15 protein-coding genes are annotated in these 15,486 nt (G+C 45.8%); 7 read left to right on the top strand and 8 right to left on the bottom strand.

Annotated elements, in window-relative coordinates; genetic code table 11:
- Positions 1–200 precede the first annotated feature (200 nt).
- Together hupB and L5M49_RS07480 are read left to right on the top strand one after the other, a co-directional pair.
- Positions 201–473, top strand: a complete 273-nt coding sequence (gene hupB / locus L5M49_RS07475; RefSeq protein ID WP_006081127.1) for a nucleoid-associated protein HU-beta — start codon at positions 201–203, stop codon at positions 471–473.
- Positions 474–698: 225 nt separating this feature from the next.
- Positions 699–2,564: a SurA N-terminal domain-containing protein gene (locus tag L5M49_RS07480; RefSeq protein WP_263256438.1), complete on the top strand. Its 1,866-nt coding sequence runs from the start codon at positions 699–701 to the stop codon at positions 2,562–2,564.
- A gap of 190 nt (positions 2,565–2,754) precedes the next feature.
- Here L5M49_RS07480 and L5M49_RS07485 read toward each other — a convergent pair whose 3' ends face one another.
- The 8 genes from L5M49_RS07485 to pspF all read right to left on the bottom strand — a co-directional run bounded on the left by L5M49_RS07485 (position 2,755) and on the right by pspF (position 10,885).
- Positions 2,755–2,967, bottom strand: coding sequence for a molybdopterin-binding protein (locus tag L5M49_RS07485; RefSeq protein ID WP_006085368.1), 213 nt, complete (start codon positions 2,965–2,967; stop codon positions 2,755–2,757).
- Between the two features lie 138 nt (positions 2,968–3,105).
- Positions 3,106–4,308 (bottom strand): enoyl-ACP reductase FabV, encoded by a 1,203-nt coding sequence (fabV, locus tag L5M49_RS07490; protein ID WP_263254890.1) that lies wholly within the window; start codon positions 4,306–4,308, stop codon positions 3,106–3,108.
- 105 nt (positions 4,309–4,413) lie between these two features.
- The gene (locus tag L5M49_RS07495; RefSeq protein ID WP_263265761.1) at positions 4,414–5,199 is read right to left on the bottom strand and encodes an ATP-binding cassette domain-containing protein; all 786 of its coding nucleotides are present in this window, start codon (positions 5,197–5,199) and stop codon (positions 4,414–4,416) included.
- Positions 5,180–6,187, bottom strand: coding sequence for an oligopeptide/dipeptide ABC transporter ATP-binding protein (locus tag L5M49_RS07500; RefSeq protein WP_263265762.1), 1,008 nt, complete (start codon positions 6,185–6,187; stop codon positions 5,180–5,182). The genes L5M49_RS07495 and L5M49_RS07500 overlap by 20 nt, the downstream gene beginning before the upstream one ends.
- A 3-nt stretch (positions 6,188–6,190) precedes the next feature.
- Positions 6,191–7,081: an ABC transporter permease subunit gene (locus tag L5M49_RS07505; protein WP_006081133.1), complete on the bottom strand. Its 891-nt coding sequence runs from the start codon at positions 7,079–7,081 to the stop codon at positions 6,191–6,193.
- On the bottom strand, positions 7,068–8,099 hold the full coding sequence (locus tag L5M49_RS07510) for an ABC transporter permease (RefSeq protein ID WP_263265763.1): 1,032 nt from the start codon (positions 8,097–8,099) through the stop codon (positions 7,068–7,070). Before L5M49_RS07510 ends, L5M49_RS07505 begins: the two co-directional genes overlap by 14 nt.
- Positions 8,099–9,724 (bottom strand): ABC transporter substrate-binding protein, encoded by a 1,626-nt coding sequence (locus tag L5M49_RS07515; RefSeq protein WP_028760460.1) that lies wholly within the window; start codon positions 9,722–9,724, stop codon positions 8,099–8,101. Before L5M49_RS07515 ends, L5M49_RS07510 begins: the two co-directional genes overlap by 1 nt.
- A gap of 69 nt (positions 9,725–9,793) precedes the next feature.
- The gene (gene pspF, locus L5M49_RS07520) at positions 9,794–10,885 is read right to left on the bottom strand and encodes a phage shock protein operon transcriptional activator (RefSeq protein WP_263197631.1); all 1,092 of its coding nucleotides are present in this window, start codon (positions 10,883–10,885) and stop codon (positions 9,794–9,796) included.
- A 177-nt stretch (positions 10,886–11,062) separates the two neighbouring features.
- On the opposite strand from pspF, the gene pspA reads away from it, so the two are divergent.
- The 5 genes from pspA (at position 11,063) to L5M49_RS07545 (ending at position 15,155) form a co-directional block, all read left to right on the top strand.
- Positions 11,063–11,746: a phage shock protein PspA gene (pspA, locus tag L5M49_RS07525; RefSeq protein ID WP_263265764.1), complete on the top strand. Its 684-nt coding sequence runs from the start codon at positions 11,063–11,065 to the stop codon at positions 11,744–11,746.
- Positions 11,747–11,763: 17 nt separating this feature from the next.
- Positions 11,764–12,003, top strand: a complete 240-nt coding sequence (pspB, locus tag L5M49_RS07530) for an envelope stress response membrane protein PspB (protein WP_263265765.1) — start codon at positions 11,764–11,766, stop codon at positions 12,001–12,003.
- Complete coding sequence (gene pspC, locus L5M49_RS07535; RefSeq protein WP_028760457.1) at positions 11,990–12,376, top strand: envelope stress response membrane protein PspC; 387 nt, start codon at positions 11,990–11,992, stop codon at positions 12,374–12,376. Before pspB ends, pspC begins: the two co-directional genes overlap by 14 nt.
- A gap of 113 nt (positions 12,377–12,489) precedes the next feature.
- Positions 12,490–13,950, top strand: a complete 1,461-nt coding sequence (locus L5M49_RS07540; protein ID WP_263265766.1) for a YcjX family protein — start codon at positions 12,490–12,492, stop codon at positions 13,948–13,950.
- Positions 13,947–15,155 (top strand): YcjF family protein, encoded by a 1,209-nt coding sequence (locus L5M49_RS07545; protein WP_263265767.1) that lies wholly within the window; start codon positions 13,947–13,949, stop codon positions 15,153–15,155. The genes L5M49_RS07540 and L5M49_RS07545 overlap by 4 nt, the downstream gene beginning before the upstream one ends.
- Positions 15,156–15,486 lie beyond the last annotated feature (331 nt).

Consider the following 15,486-nt stretch of genomic DNA (forward strand, 5'->3'; position numbering starts at 1 on the left):
ACCTGTGGTAGCCTAGGTCTGTGGAGAGCCAGCTGCTCCAAGCCCTTGGCGCAACTGGCTTTGAGCTGTATCCAGTTTTAATTCTTTGGTTTTCGAACTCAGCTTGAACTTTGAATTCAAGCTTGTTATAAAAGCCTCCGCAGACCGCTCTAGAGACGGATTTGGTTGCGGCGCAAAAAAATTACATTCAAGGGGATGACATGAACAAATCTGAACTAATCGAGAAAATCGCATCTGGTGCTGACATTTCTAAAGCCGCTGCTGGCCGAGCACTGGATTCTTTTATCGCTGCTGTGACCGAAGGTCTGAAAGAAGGTGATAAAATTTCTCTTGTTGGTTTTGGTACTTTTGAAGTGCGTGAACGCGCTGAGCGTACTGGTCGCAACCCACAAACGGGTGAAGAAATCAAAATCGCAGCAGCTAAAATTCCTGCATTCAAAGCTGGTAAAGCACTGAAAGACGCTGTTAATTAATCATTAATATCGTAGCCTTTGTAAGGCGTTCGTAATGACAAGCACTGTTTATCAGTGCTTTTTACGAATTGAAAGTAATGGAATATGAAGCTTAATTTCTACCATTACTCGGGGTTTTAGAATTTACCAGTGGTAGCGTCTGAATATTCCCCATAAATTACAGAAAGGCGCATCTCAACCTGATGCGCCTTTTTATTTTGTTAATCGCAACAAGCGAGAAATCTGATGTTAGAAAAGATCCGCGATGGTTCGCAAGGCGTGATTGCTAAAGGCATTCTCGTACTTGTGATTTTATCTTTTGCATTTGCAGGAGTCAGTAGTTACTTAGGTTCAACAACTGATGTGCCTGCGGCAGAAGTGAACGGTGACAAGATCACTAAAGCCGAGCTAGAGCAGGCGTACCAGAGCGAGCGCTCTCGCATGGAGCAACAGCTAGGTGAAATGTTTGCTGCGTTATCTGCTGACGAAAAATACTTACAAAGCATTAAGCAGAGCGTATTAGAACGCTTAGTGGCTGACAAGTTGATAGATCAAGCTGCTAAGGCTATGGGTCTACGTGTATCTGATGAGCAAATTGTTGCTGCAATGAGAGCTGAACCGGCATTTCAAACTGATGGCAAATTTGATAACGATCGTTATCAGGCGATTCTGCGTCAGTTAGGTTATCAGCCACAGACTTTCAGAGACATGATGCGTGTCGATATGACCCGTCGTCAGTTAACTGCAGCCCTTGTGGGTACTGAATTCGTGTTACCTGGCGAAGCTAAGCAATTGGCTGAGTTACAAGGCCAAACCCGTGATGTGCGCTATGTTATTGTCGATTCTGCACCATTCTTAGCGACAGCGGTTGTGACTGACGAGCAAGTGAAAAACTATTATGACGCAAACCAAGGGCAGTTTATGAGCCCAGAGATGGTGAGCTTAGAATATGTTGAACTGAATGCTGCTGATTTTGCTAAAAATAATCCAGTTTCTGATGAAGAAGCACAAACGTATTACGAAGAACATAAAGCACAATATGTTTCTAACGAGAAGCGTCTTGCCGCGCATATTTTGGTTATGCCAGGTAACGATGAAGCGGCAGCAAAAGCCAAGGCTGAAGATCTCGCTAAGCAATTAGATAGCGGTGCCGATTTTGCTGATCTGGCTAAAGCTAACTCTGATGATACTTTGAGTGCAGAGCAGGGCGGTAAACTGGATTGGTTTGAACCTGGTGTAATGGACCCCGCATTTGATGCCGCTTTATTTGCATTAAATAAAGGCCAACATTCTGCGGTGGTTAAAACAGACTTTGGTTTCCACATTATCAAACTATTAGATGTGCAATCTGGCGCGACTGTACCGTTTGCTGATGTGAAAGCTAAGATAGTGGCTCAATTGCAAGATAAGAAAGCGGTTGACCAGTTCTATAGCTTACAAAGTAAATTAGCGGATACCAGCTATGAAGTGCCAGATACACTATCTGAAACCTCAAAAGCTGTTGGCGTTGATGTTAAGACTACAGCACTGTTTTCTCGCGATAACGCACCAGCTGAGCTAAACAAGCCTGACTTAGTTAAAGCAGCCTTCTCTGAAACTGTGATGCTGAAAGGTTTAAACAGTGAAGTGATTGAGCTTGAACCTAACCATGTGGTTGTTATCCGAGTGAAAGAACATCACGATGCGGGTACTTTGGCCTTAGCTGAAGTGAAAGCCAACATCACTGAGCGCTTGAAGCAAGATCAAGCAAACGAAGCCGCCCGTGCAAAAGCACAGGAACTGATGGCACAAGTTAAAGCGGGTGCAACTGATCTTGGTTTAGTGTCTAAAGCGAAACTAGGCCGTGGCGCGCAAGATGTTGATGCTGCGATTGTAGGCAAAGCGTTCCAAATGCCAACACCAAGTACAACTCCTGTTGTCGATACCGTTGGTTTAGCAAACGGTTATGCTGTGGTTGCACTGGATAAAGTCAACGCTGCAGAAGGCGTGAGTGATGAGCTAGTTAATGCACTTAAACAACGTCTGAACGCACAATACAGTGAAGCAGACTACCGTGGCTTGATCGATTCGCTTAAAGCCAATGCCAAGGTGCTTTACCCTGTAGAAGAATAATTTCAGTGAGGATAGTGAATTAAATTTGCTATCCGACTGATTAAATAGAAAAGGCCAAGTGAGTTCACTTGGCCTTTTTGTTTTTTAATTCGATAAAGTTTACCAATGAAGTTCGAAGGATATCCGCTATAGCAACACTGTCAGACTCCATATTCCATTACTTCAATCGCCACGTTACTGAATTGAATGGTTAATCATCAACGCCAATCATTACGCTGCTGGCTTTGATGAGGGCATAAGCCGAATCACCCACTTTGAGCCCTAGGCGCTCACAGGAAGCTTTAGTCACCACAGAGGTCAGTACGACACCGGGTGCAAGTTCTATTGTCACTTCATTGTTTACAGCGCCCATTTCTATGGATTTGATTGTACCGCTGAGGGTGTTTCTTGCGCTAATTTTCATTGATTTTCCTTATTGAGGGATTATTAGGGGTCAACTGCAGCTAGTGTAGCGCATCTTAATCTGGGAGTTATAAATAAAAACGCCACTAAAAAGTGGCGTTTAACGTTTGTGATAAGCAGTGATTCGCTATCGAGTTGATTAGAGTTCGATAACGTCAAATTCAACGTATGGGTTAACGTCGGCATCGTAATCAATGTCTTCGATACCAAAACCAAATAACTTAATAAATTCAGCTTTGTATTCACGGTAATCAGTCAATTCTGATAAGTTTTCTGTGGTCACTTGTGGCCACAAATTACGGCAGTGTTGCTGAATATCTTCACGCAGTTCCCAGTCATCTAAACGTAAGCGATTATCACTGTCGGTCTCAGGTTTTGCACCATCGGCACGGAATAGGCGCTCACTGAATAAGCGATAGATTTGCTCCATACAACCTTCATGGAGACCTTCCTGACGCATTTTCTTGAATACCATAGCGATATATAAAGGCATGACAGGAATGGCCGAACTCGCTTGAGTCACAACGCTCTTTAGCACTGCAACATTTGCGCTGCCGCCAGTGGCTGACAGTTGTTCATTTAACGCTTTTGCAGCGCGGTCCAGATCCATCTTGGCCTTGCCAAGGGCGCCGTGCCAGTAAATTGGCCATGTCAGTTCTGTACCTATATAGCTATAGGCTACGGTTTTGCAGTTATCGGCTAATACACCGGCTTCAGATAAGGCTTTGATCCACAGTTCCCAATCTTCGCCGCCCATAACGGTGACAGTATCGGCAATTTCTTGCTCAGTTGCTGGCTCAACGGTGGCTTCAATGATGCAGTCTTTATTGGTATCAACGGCAGTTGCTGTGTAAGTTTCGCCAATGGGTTTTAAAGCTGATCGGATAAGCTCACCTGAATCTGGGAGTTTGCGCACTGGTGATGCCAGTGAGTAAACAACCATGTCAATTTCACCGAGATCTTGCTTGATAAGCTCGATGACTTTTTGTTTAGCTTCATGGCTAAAGGCATCGCCGTTAATGCTTTTAGAATATAAACCTTCCGCTTTAGCAAATTTGTCGAAAGCGGCAGAGTTGTACCAACCTGCAGTACCTGGTTTCGCTTCAGTACCAGGCTTTTCGAAGAACACGCCAATCGTTGCAGCATCGCTACCAAAAGCGGCTGCGATACGTGAAGACAGACCATAACCACTTGATGAACCGACCACTAATACCTTTTTCGGGCCGTTAGCGATCTTGCCTTTTGCTTTAGTTAAGGTGATTTGTTCTTGAACGTTTACTTCACAACCGACAGGGTGTGTAGTGGTACAAATGAATCCACGAATTTTTGGTTTGATAATCATGTTTAAGCTTCTTCTATCAAAATGACCAATAGGATAAATATTTCGGCGGGTAAATGGCACCTATTTTTAGCCAATTCACCTGATTATTTAAGTGGTTGGAGCAGTTTAGCGTTTGTGAACAAACAGACTCTGCTCTTGGACCAACCTCTGGGTGTATTCATGTTTTGGTGAGTTAAATATTTGTTCTGTATCAGCTTTTTCAACCATTACACCTTTGTGCAGTACCATGATTTTATCGCTGACATGGCGAATAATATTGAGATTATGGGACACGAAGATATAAGACAAGCCGAGATCTTTTTGCAGTTTTAACAGCAAATTAAGAATTTGCGAGCGCACCGAAAGGTCCAGAGCGGTTAATGCTTCATCGGCAATGATAATTTTAGGATTAAGCATTAAGGCACGTGCTACTGCGACTCGTTGTTTTTGCCCTTCGGAAATCATGTGCGGATAAAACTCCGCGTGCTCGGGTAATAAACCTACTTTTCGTAAGGTATCGACCACTTGGGTGTGCCGCGATTGCGAAGTCATTTGGGTGTTGAAACGCAGCGGCTCATCGAGCAATTGACCAATCGTTAGGCGCGGGTTCAGTGAAGTATTCGGATCTTGGAAAATCATCCGAATTAAGCGGCATCTTTGCTTCACATTGCGGCTGTCTAAGGCTTCACCTTCGAAAAAAATCTCACCACCGCTGCGGGGCTCTGCACCGACTAAAATGCGGGCGAGGGTACTTTTACCTGAACCCGCCTCACCCACTATCGCTAAGGTTTCACCGCGTTCGAGTTCAAAGGATACGGGCGCTAATGCATCGTTATATTGGCGGGAAAAGCCCTTATAACCAGTATCATATCTTTTATAAAGGTCATTAACTTTAAGCAGTGGGGTCGTCATTATGGGTTTCGCCGTGATAAGGGAAATGACAGGCAAAATAGCGGTCTTTGATATGACTCAAATTTGGCTGATTAACGCATTTTTTTTGTGCTTCAGGGCAGCGTGGCCCTAAACGACAACCAATAGGCAAATGCTGTAAGGCGGGCGCAGAACCCGGTAGGGTAGGCATAATCGCCTTGTGACCACCTGAGCCTGAATAGTCGGGCATATTTTCGAGTAACGCCTTAGTGTAAGGATGATAAGGCTGCTTAATAACTTCGTCCGTCGGCCCAGATTCCATGACTTGACCGCAATAGAGCACGGATAAGTGATCGCACCATTGGGCTAAGGTTTCCAGCTCGTGGCTGATCAATAGAATCGATACGTTTTGTAATTGATTTAATTGGGATAATAATCTGAAAATTTGCGCCTGAGTGCTGAGCTCCATCGAGCTTGTGGGTTCGTCTGCAATTAAGAGGCGAGGCTGGTTAGCAACCGCCATCGCAATCATCACCTTTTGGCATTCGCCTTCGGATAATTCCCATGCGTAGCTAGACATCACCTGCCGCGGATTCTTGATCCCGACTTTATGCAGCCATTTCTGTGCTGTAAGTCGTGCATGCCTGCGCCGTTGCCAAAAATAGGCGTTGGGATTTTTAGGCATAGCTTGCATTAACTGACTGCCGACGGTTTGTTCTGGATCTAAGCTGCCAGACGGATCTTGGAAGATCATCGCCATGTCTGACCCCATCAGATTACGGCGCTCTTTTGAGCTCATGGCCATCAAGTTATTGCCATCCCACATCATGCGGTCTGCAGTAATAGTCCAGTTGGGGCCGGGGATGCCTAAAATCGCTCTTGCTAACAAACTTCGTCCTGAGCCAGATTCGCCCACTAGCCCATGAATTTCGCCCGCATTGAGTGTTAAGCTGACTTTTTCTAGCGCCCGCACTCTACCGTGGGGCGTATCGAGTTCAATCGTTAGATTTCGTACGTCGAGTAAGGGCATAAGTTAGTTTCTGATGGGCGCAAGCGCCGACCGTAGGCCATCGCCAACCAAGTTAATGGAAAGCACACTGAAAAGAATCGCTAAGCCTGGGATAGTTACGGCCCAAGGTGCAGTTAGTAAATTATCCATCCCTTGGGCGACCATTGCGCCCCATTCTGGACTCGGGGCCTGTGCGCCCAAGCTTAAAAAACCCAGGGCAGCGATATCTAAAATAGCAGCTGAAATGGCAAGTGTGGTTTGAATAATCACCACTTCCCACACGTTTGGCATAATGACATACCAAAAAATTTGCATCGAGTTAGCGCCGTCTAAACGTGCGGCTGTGACATATTCTTTTTGTAATTCTTCATGCACTGACTGGTGTATGGAGCGTACAAATTGTGGGGTTAAGGCAATCCCGACCGCCCAGAACACATTTTCAAGCCCTGGTCCCATTACAGCGACCACTAAAATGGCCATTAATAATGAAGGAATCGATAACAGCGCATCGAGCAAATGACCGAGAATACTGGATTTTAAGCCCCGCATCATGCCCGACAACGACCCTATGATAAAGCCTGTGAATAATGCGGTAACGACGATCAGCAGCGCCATGCCAAAGGTCAAGTGCGCGCCGTGTAATAATCGGCTAAAAATATCGCGGCCGAGATCGTCAGTCCCTAAAAAGTGTGCCACTGTGCCTGAAGGGTCCCAAGAGGGTGGCAGCAGCAAGGCTCTTGGATCTTGTGCCTCTGGTGGGAAGGGCGCAATCATAGGGCCAAACAGGGTTAGCAAGAGCAGAAATGCAATCGTCCACAGACCCGCTAAGGCGAAAGGATTAGCCGAAAAGTTAAGCCAAACCCGCATAGTCGGGGAGGCAATTTGATCTTCTTGATAAATTTTAACTGGTGGCATAAAGGTCTTTTCTGCTCAGTGGATTAAAGGCTGTGTGCAGCACTTCAATCAAGATACTTAGGAAGATAATCAATAGGGCCACGGCCAAAATCCCACCTTGGATAACAGTATAGTCCCGTTGGTAAATCCCTGAAACCAGCCAAGATCCTACACCAGGCCAAGAGAAAATCATTTCAACCACTATGGCATAACTGGCAAATGAGCCAAGCATTAGCCCTAAATGTTTAAGTACGGGGATCAGCGCATTGGGCAGGGCGTGGCGCAGTATAATCGTGCCAGTATGCATGCCTCTGGCTTCGGCGGCGCGGATAAAGGTTTGATTCATCACATTCACCATTGCCGAACGGGTGCTACGAACCACTACAGTAAAAGGTAACACGGCCAGTGTTGTGGCAGGCAAAATGATATGCAGCAGGGCATCTTTAAATGCCGACATGCCGTATTCAGACTCTGACAACAAGGTATCCACTAGCATAAAGTCAGTGACGGGCTTGATTTCATAGAGCAAATTGATTTGTCCCGAAATTGGTAACCAACCAAGATCGACGCCAAACCAAAGCGAAAGATACAGACCTAACCAGAATACGGGTACAGAGTAGCCCGTTAGGGTAATCGCCATAATGGTATTTTGGGTGAGCTTATGTTGACTCTGGGAGGCGAGCACGCCCAAGGGCACGCCCAAGCAAATTGCGATAATGCCCGCCATCACAGCAAGTTCGAAGGAGGCGGGTAGGACGGCACTGAGTTCTTCGGCGACTTCTTGATGTGACGTGACTGAAATCCCTAAATTACCGCTAAGCCTTTGTTGTAAGTAAGCGATAAATTGCCACGCTTGGTTTTTATCTAATTTGTAGTCCTGTTCTATTTGAACCAGTTGGCTTGCCGTCGGTGTATGTATGCCAGTGAGTGCATAGGTGCGCTCAACCGGAAACAAGCCTGTAGCGTAAAATAATACACCAATCATCACTAAAGAGGTGGCGAGGAACAGATTGAGGCGACGCAGTAGGTATGTAAACATTAATTCGCCTCCTGTGGTGCTTGGCTAGTATGGGTGAAGGAAATCCCACCAAAAGGCGTAAGCTGCATATCCTTGATATCACTGCGAGTTAATGCCACACGTTTGGCATGGGCCAGACTCAGCATAGGTACTTGTTCAGCTAAAAAGGCTTCTGCTTGTTGATAAATCACTTTACGTTCCGCTTGATCTGATACTTCCCTTGCGCTGTTTAAGATGGCATCAAACTCAGGGTTACACCAGCGAGAACGATTGTTGTTTGATTGCATTGCTGCGCAGCTCAGCAGCGGATTAAAAAAGTTATCGGGATCGCTGTTATCAGCATTCCAGCCAATCAGCACAGAATCATAGTCGTCGCGGCTCAGTCTCTGATTAAATACGCTCCAATCGTAACTGACGATATTCACTTTTACGCCGATGTTAGCTAGATCGGATTGAATTAATTCGGCCGTTTTCAACGAATTGGGGTTATAAGCGCGGGCAACTGGTATGGCCCAAATATTGATGCTGAGATTTTTTATACCAGCTTCTTTTAATAGGTCGCGTGCTTTTTGCGGATTGTAATCGACAAGTCCTTTGTTATTTTCGTAGGCCCATGATGCCGGAGGTAGAACGCCCGTGGCTTCAATGGCAGTATTTTGATAAACCGCTCGCAGGATATTTTGTTTATCAACAGCATAGGCAAGTGCGCGACGTACGCGAACATCATCTAACGGTGGCTTTTGCGTATTAAAGGCCCAAAATGCTACGTTAAGCCCTGGTTGTGATTCGATGTTTAATTCTTGATGCTGTTTGATAACAGGCAGTTCACCTGCTTTGGGCAGCGCAGAAACGCTGCAATCCCCTGCGATAAGCTTAGCGAGCCTAACTGTACTTTTGGGCGTGATATCAAATACCAACATATCAATTTTTGCTGGCTCTCCCCAAAAATCGGGATTACGGCGATAGCGGATATATTCGTTTTTAGCGTATTGCACTAAGGTGAACGGTCCTGTACCAATGGCAAAGTGGTCGACGTTTTCAGGATGACCTAAAGCTAACTGCTGCTGCGCGTATTCGTTTGATAAGATCACCGCAAAGTCGGTGGCTAAATTCGACAGAAAAGAAGCGTCTTTGCGGGTTAAGTAAAAGACCACTTCATGATCGTTTATCTTCTCTATCCCTTTAACTTGCTGAGAAAAGCCAATACTTTGGAAGAAGGGATAACCCGTGCGGGAGACAAAATGATAAGGATGCTGGGTATCGATAATACGATTAAAGGAGAACAACACATCGTCGGCATTAAAGGGGCGAGTTGGGTAAAAACGCTTTGAATGCTGGAACTGCACGTTTTCCCTGAGAGTGAAGCGATAGCTTAAGCCATCATCAGACATGGCCCAACTCGTCGCCAAGGCAGGGACAAGCTTGCCTGACTGGGTGTCATAATCCACTAGGCGACTATAAATTTGATGCGAGGTGGCATCGATTGTCGTGCCAGATGTCACCAATTGTGGATTAAAAGACTCAGGGTTCCCTTCGGAGCAATACACCAAACCAGAAGGGAGTCGTTGGGGACCACACGCGACCAACAACCAACTCATGCAAGAAACTGCAGTTGTTAGGCACAGGCGTCTAATTAGCACACTCATTTATAAATCATTATTTTATCGACTATGAACGGCTATTTTAGCAGTGCATCTCCCCCGTGGGCAATCTGCTTATGCTTTATCAAGTAAATTGTACTTTTTAAGGATGCCACGCAGTTGGTGGTAGCTTAATCCGAGCATGTCGGCGGTTTTCTTTTGGTTATATTGGCTGTTTGAGAGTGCCTGCTGGATCAGATCCATTTCGTACTTCTCAGTTTGCTCTTTAAAATCCAGCGGAAAATTAAAGCAATTTGTTGAATACTCAGTATTGACTTGTACTTCAGCCTCAAATATCGGCGCAGATTGTGGCGTACTGGCAACTGTTGTTGGCGCAACTGAGGTGATTTGACGCTCGCGGGTCTTGATCCGAGTTTTAGGCCGATACGGTGAAGCAAAGGGATCGAGGGTAATATGATCGATGGGTCTATTTTCACCACCATTACGGTAAACGCTGCGCTCGACTACGTTTTTAAGTTCACGGATATTACCCGGCCAGTCGTGGGTCATTAATTGCTCGACCGCATGGGCGCTGAAACCGCTGAATAGCTGCAGCTTTAATTGGCGCGCCATGCCAACGGCGAAATATTCCGCCAGCGTCATTATGTCTTCTGGGCGGCAACGCAGTGGTGGCAGAGTAATTACATCGAAGGCGAGTCTATCGAGCAAGTCGGCACGAAATTCGCCTGCGTCAGCAAGTGATGGTAAATCTTCGTTGGCGGCGCAGATTAAACGAACATCAGCCTGCACCGTTTTGCTGCCGCCGACCCGCTCAAATTCGCCATATTCAATGACGCGCAGGAGCTTTTCTTGGATAAGTCCTGAGGTGTTGGCTAATTCGTCGAGGAATAAGGTGCCGCCGTCGGCGCGCTCAAAGCGGCCTTCGTGTTTGCCTTTGGCGCCAGTAAAGGCTCCTGACTCATGGCCAAATAATTCACTCTCGAGTAAATTTTCACTCAAAGATGAACAGTTTAGCTTAATAAAACTTTGATCCCAGCGCTTAGACAGATAATGTAAGCGTTCGGCAATAAGTTCTTTACCTGTACCTCGTTCACCAATAATCAGTACGGGTTTAGACAGAGGCGCTATTTGCGACACATGTTCTAACACTTCGAGCAGGGCGTTGGATTGACCGATAAGGTTGTCTTGCTGAAATTTATTATCCACGATATTTTTTAGTCTTTCGCGCTAAAATTTGGTGAAAATGATAATAAGTGGCTTGAAGCGTAAAAGGAAGTAAAAGTTAATATTTTGTTTAAGATGCTGTATTTAAATAAAAAATAAAAGTTGGCACGGTTAGTGTATTACCTTGTACGAGACCAACATCAATTTGAGGATAGGATTATGGGAATTTTCTCTCGTTTCGCCGATATCATTAACTCTAATATCAGCGCATTGCTGGATAAAGCCGAAGACCCAGAAAAAATGGTTCGACTGATTATCCAAGAAATGGAAGACACACTCGTTGAAGTGCGTTCTACCTCAGCTAAAGTGTTAGCTGAAAAGAAAGAGCTGCAACGTCGTATCAACCGCGTGTTAGAGCAAGTGCAAGATTGGCAGGATAAGGCTGAACTAGCACTGTCCAAAGACCGTGAAGACTTAGCGAAAGCCGCTTTAGTTGAAAAACAAAAAGCGACCGGTTTAGCAGACACGCTAAATCAAGAGTTAGCCGTTATCGATGAACATATCACACGCTTGAAAGATGAAGTGGGCATGTTGCAAGAAAAGCTACTCGATGCAAAAGCGCGCCAAAAGACCATTATTTTGCGCACTCAAACAGCGTCATCACGCTTAGAAGTGAAAAAGCAGTTAGATTCAAGCAAGATCGACAACGCTATGCTCAAGTTTGAGCAATATGAGCGCCGTGTCGAAGGCTTAGAAGCCCAAGTTGAATCTTACGATCTTGGTAGCAAAAAGACCTTAGCCGATGAGTTTGCGGCGCTAGAAGCGGAAGATTCTGTGAATGCAGAACTGGCAGCGCTAAAAGCCAAGGTAAAAGGTAAAGCACCAACTAAGTCAAAAGAATAACAATTCAGAGGTGAGTTATGGATATGGACGTGCTAATGGCGCCGATTATTATTTTCATGGTGATAGTCGCGCCAATATGGTTAGTTCTTCATTATCGCAGTAAGCGACAAGTGAGCCAGGGACTCACTGAGGAAGAGTTTTCACAACTCAATGACTTGATATCCAAGGCCGATAAAATGGCGGTGCGTATCGAGACCTTAGAGGCCATTCTGGATACAGAATCGCCCGAATGGAGGGGGAAACATGAGAGGATCTAATGGCCGTACTTTGTACCGCATTCCCCAGTCAGGCAAAATAGCGGGTGTATGTGCAGGGATTGCCGAGTACTTTGCGATTGAAACTTGGTTAGTGCGAGTGCTGACTGTGTCTATCTTCTTACTCGGCGGCTCAGGTGTGGTATTTATCATCTATGTCGCTTTGTGGGTGATTTTAGACATCAAGCCGCAAAAGCATTACGATAGAGACGATATCGAGGTGAAGAAGAAGCCGTGGCAGTCGGGAGAACCCGCAAAGCAAGCGCTAAGCGACGTGAGTCGTCAATTTCGAAGTCTGGAAGTCAGGCTACAAAATTTAGAACGCCATGTCACCTCTGACAACTTTGATTTAAAAAGACAAATCAATAGTTTGTAACCCTTCTAAAGGGCGGCCATGTCCGCCCTTGTTGCTTAATCTCTGCTCCATTCCAGTGTATAGTCAACATCACTTGACATAAGTTAACATCATTCGACATAAGGGAAGTCTCTATGGGAATGCTTGATGCCTCGCTCCATAAATTAACCCAAAAGGGCCAATCCCTGTTACATCGCACCGCGGACCGGCATTTACGTTTGGCCGTGACGGGGCTTTCTGGTGCGGGAAAAACGGCGTTTATCACGGGGTTAGTCAATCAGTTACTCAATTCTGGACCTGTCTCAACCTTACCTCACGCCCGTAACAACAGCGCTTTGCCACTGTGGCAGGTGAGCCGCGATCAGCGTTTACTCGGTGTTAAGCGTGCCATGCAGCCGGATCTTGAAATCGCTAGTTTTGATTATCAAGGCGCCATGTTAGCGCTCACTTCCGAACCTGCGACTTGGCCAGCCTCTACCCGTACTATTTCTGAATTACGATTGGCTATTAAATACCAACCTAAGAAGGGCTTACTGGCCAAGTTTTCTGATACCGCCACCTTGTATTTGGATATAGTCGATTATCCTGGCGAATGGTTACTCGATTTACCTATGCTGCGCCAAGACTTTGTAACTTGGTGTCGCGCTCAACAAGTTCGCATCGAGAATCTTAAAAGCTCTCCCTTGTATGCCGAGTTTGAGCAATCTTTGACATCATTGGATTTAGCCGCGAGCGCCGATGAACAGCAATTAAAGCAGATTGCCGATCAATATCAGCTATTACTCAATGATTTAGTGCACGTGCAAGGTTATTACCAAGCGCAACCTGGACGCATGTTATTGCCGGGTGAATGGCAGGGCGCTCCCTTATTGGCTTTTTTCCCCCTGTTATTGGTTAATGATGAAAAGTTTGCTGCGCTTTCGCAAAGCGATAAACACAGTGGATTCCATGTACTGGAAAAACGCTATCAAGAATACGTGGCTAAAGTGGTTAGGCCTTTCTATAAAAACCACTTTGCCGGTTTTGATCGGCAGCTAGTACTCGTTGACTGTTTTAGTGCGTTGAATCGCGGTAAAAAGCAATTTGAGGATATGGGCGCGGCGCTCAATGCCATTATGGAAAGTTTTCAGTTTGGCCAATCGAGTTATTTACGGCGTTTATTTGCCCCCCGCATCGACCGTTTGTTGTTTGCCGCGAGCAAGGTTGACCATGTGACTCGCGATCAGCAGAGCCATGTTTTGTCCCTGCTGACCGATATGTTGAAACACAGCCAGCATTTTGCCAGTTTCGATGGTTGTAAAGTGGAGACTATGGCGATTAGCGCCATTAAAGCGACTCGCCATGGCATGGTAACGACCCAAGAGGGCGAGGTGGAAGTCGTGCGGGGGATGGGACTCAATGGTAAAGCCCTGACCTTGTTTCCCGGCGAAGTGCCCACTCGCTTACCTGAAGCGCATTTTTGGCGTGACCAAGGGTTTAATTTTGTTGGGTTCGCGCCGCCGAGCAATGTTAATGTTGACCCTTCTCAAGTGCATTTTGACCATATTCGTCTCGATCATCTGCTGCAGTACTTACTGGGAGATAAGTTGGAATGACGTTAAAGCTATCTGATAATCCAAATGAGCAGGCATCTAATTCCTCTGTACACTCATTTGAGTATAAGGCGCTGAAAAAGCAGCAGCTATTTGACCCACAAATAGTGGAGCTTAAACCCAGCAAAGAGGATCTCAAAGGGGCGAAAGCCTTTGATCCCCATACGCCAGTGCAAGAAGTGGCTGCTGATATTGAGGAATTGATGGATGAAACGCTGTCAGCCCATCCCCAAATGATTGATGCTAAATCGGTATCGCCTAAACTCGTCAAGTCACGGCGTTGGTCTTGGCTCGCTCGTCTAGCAGCTGTGAGTTTATTGCTGCTTGTAGTCGTTCAAACAGGATTAGGATTGAGGGATGCTTGGCTTGAGAGCCCTTGGTTGTTTAGTTTTTATGGTGTGGTGCTTGGGGTGGTCAGTGCGTGGGCATTAGCGGGTGCAGTCAGTGAATACCGTAAGCTCAAGCGACTCAAACAGGTCGCCGATACTCAAGAAACGGGTGCAAGGCTAGCGCAGAGCATGCAAATGGGGGAAGCAGACAGCTTTATCGATAATATCGTTTGTCACTATGAAGACAGCCAAGGTTTGCAGCAACTTCGCCGTTCATTAAAAGATGAACATAATGATGCCGAGAAAGTCTTGTTATTCGAGGACTTAGTGCTGACGGAGCGAGATGAACTGGCCAAAAAAGTCGTGCGACGCTATGCGGCTGAGTCGGCAGTGCTACTGGCGGCCAGTCCGTTAGCAGTGCTCGATATGGCGATTATCCTCTGGCGTAATCAACGTATGTTGCGTGATGTCGCCCGCTGTTATGGCATAGAACTGGGTTACTGGAGCCGAATTAAACTTATCCGCAGTATCATCATCAATATTATTTATGCGGGCACCAGTGAGTTAGTCACAGATTTAGGAACACAGCTATTATCGGTTGAAATGACAGGTAAATTGTCTGCTCGCTTGGCCCAAGGTTTAGGCGGCGGTATGCTAACGGCGCGTCTTGGATATCAAGCCATGGCGCTGTGTCGGCCGATTGTGTTTAGAGAAGATCAAATGCCTAAATTGTCTAAAGTGCATCAGGAATTGTTGATCGAACTTAAGCAGTTTTCAGGCAAGCTGTTTACCAAAGAAGGTCGCGACGCATTAAAAGGCCAATTCGCCGATGTTGATGATAGGGTATCGCGGTCATCTAAAGATAAGTCTAAAGAGTAGATGCTATTGAATATCATATGATTAAACGATTCAAATAGCCGAAAGTAGATGCGCTAATGGACTTGTTCCTTAGCGCATTTTTTATGATTCTTGCAGATAAAGAGAATGACTAAGTGCGACGTAAAAGTGCTATGTAACAAGTTAATTACACTTTTGAACGCTGCTATTTTCGTCATGCTACTGGCTTAAGTGCTTGGCCGCGTTATGGTAGGGCTTATTCGATAGGACTAATGTTTCATTAACTTATCTATTAGATTATCCATAATGTGGGCATTGAGCGCTCCACACCAACAATCAATCAAGAACGGGAACTGCTCAATGCCAATGACAA

It is taken from the genome of Shewanella sp. SM74 (genome assembly GCF_025653725.1).
Lineage (GTDB): Bacteria > Pseudomonadota > Gammaproteobacteria > Enterobacterales > Shewanellaceae > Shewanella > Shewanella oncorhynchi.

What these genes read in the sequence shown, in the direction of transcription:
- hupB (WP_006081127.1), top strand. Translation starts at nt 201, where the DNA reads ATGAACAAATCTGAACTAATCGAGAAAATCGCATCTGGTGCTGACATT.
- L5M49_RS07480 (WP_263256438.1), top strand. Translation starts at nt 699, where the DNA reads ATGTTAGAAAAGATCCGCGATGGTTCGCAAGGCGTGATTGCTAAAGGC.
- L5M49_RS07485 (WP_006085368.1), bottom strand. Translation starts at nt 2,967, where the DNA reads ATGAAAATTAGCGCAAGAAACACCCTCAGCGGTACAATCAAATCCATA.
- fabV (WP_263254890.1), bottom strand. Translation starts at nt 4,308, where the DNA reads ATGATTATCAAACCAAAAATTCGTGGATTCATTTGTACCACTACACAC.
- L5M49_RS07495 (WP_263265761.1), bottom strand. Translation starts at nt 5,199, where the DNA reads ATGACGACCCCACTGCTTAAAGTTAATGACCTTTATAAAAGATATGAT.
- L5M49_RS07500 (WP_263265762.1), bottom strand. Translation starts at nt 6,187, where the DNA reads ATGCCCTTACTCGACGTACGAAATCTAACGATTGAACTCGATACGCCC.
- L5M49_RS07505 (WP_006081133.1), bottom strand. Translation starts at nt 7,081, where the DNA reads ATGCCACCAGTTAAAATTTATCAAGAAGATCAAATTGCCTCCCCGACT.
- L5M49_RS07510 (WP_263265763.1), bottom strand. Translation starts at nt 8,099, where the DNA reads ATGTTTACATACCTACTGCGTCGCCTCAATCTGTTCCTCGCCACCTCT.
- L5M49_RS07515 (WP_028760460.1), bottom strand. Translation starts at nt 9,724, where the DNA reads ATGAGTGTGCTAATTAGACGCCTGTGCCTAACAACTGCAGTTTCTTGC.
- pspA (WP_263265764.1), top strand. Translation starts at nt 11,063, where the DNA reads ATGGGAATTTTCTCTCGTTTCGCCGATATCATTAACTCTAATATCAGC.
- pspB (WP_263265765.1), top strand. Translation starts at nt 11,764, where the DNA reads ATGGATATGGACGTGCTAATGGCGCCGATTATTATTTTCATGGTGATA.
- pspC (WP_028760457.1), top strand. Translation starts at nt 11,990, where the DNA reads ATGAGAGGATCTAATGGCCGTACTTTGTACCGCATTCCCCAGTCAGGC.
- L5M49_RS07540 (WP_263265766.1), top strand. Translation starts at nt 12,490, where the DNA reads ATGGGAATGCTTGATGCCTCGCTCCATAAATTAACCCAAAAGGGCCAA.
- L5M49_RS07545 (WP_263265767.1), top strand. Translation starts at nt 13,947, where the DNA reads ATGACGTTAAAGCTATCTGATAATCCAAATGAGCAGGCATCTAATTCC.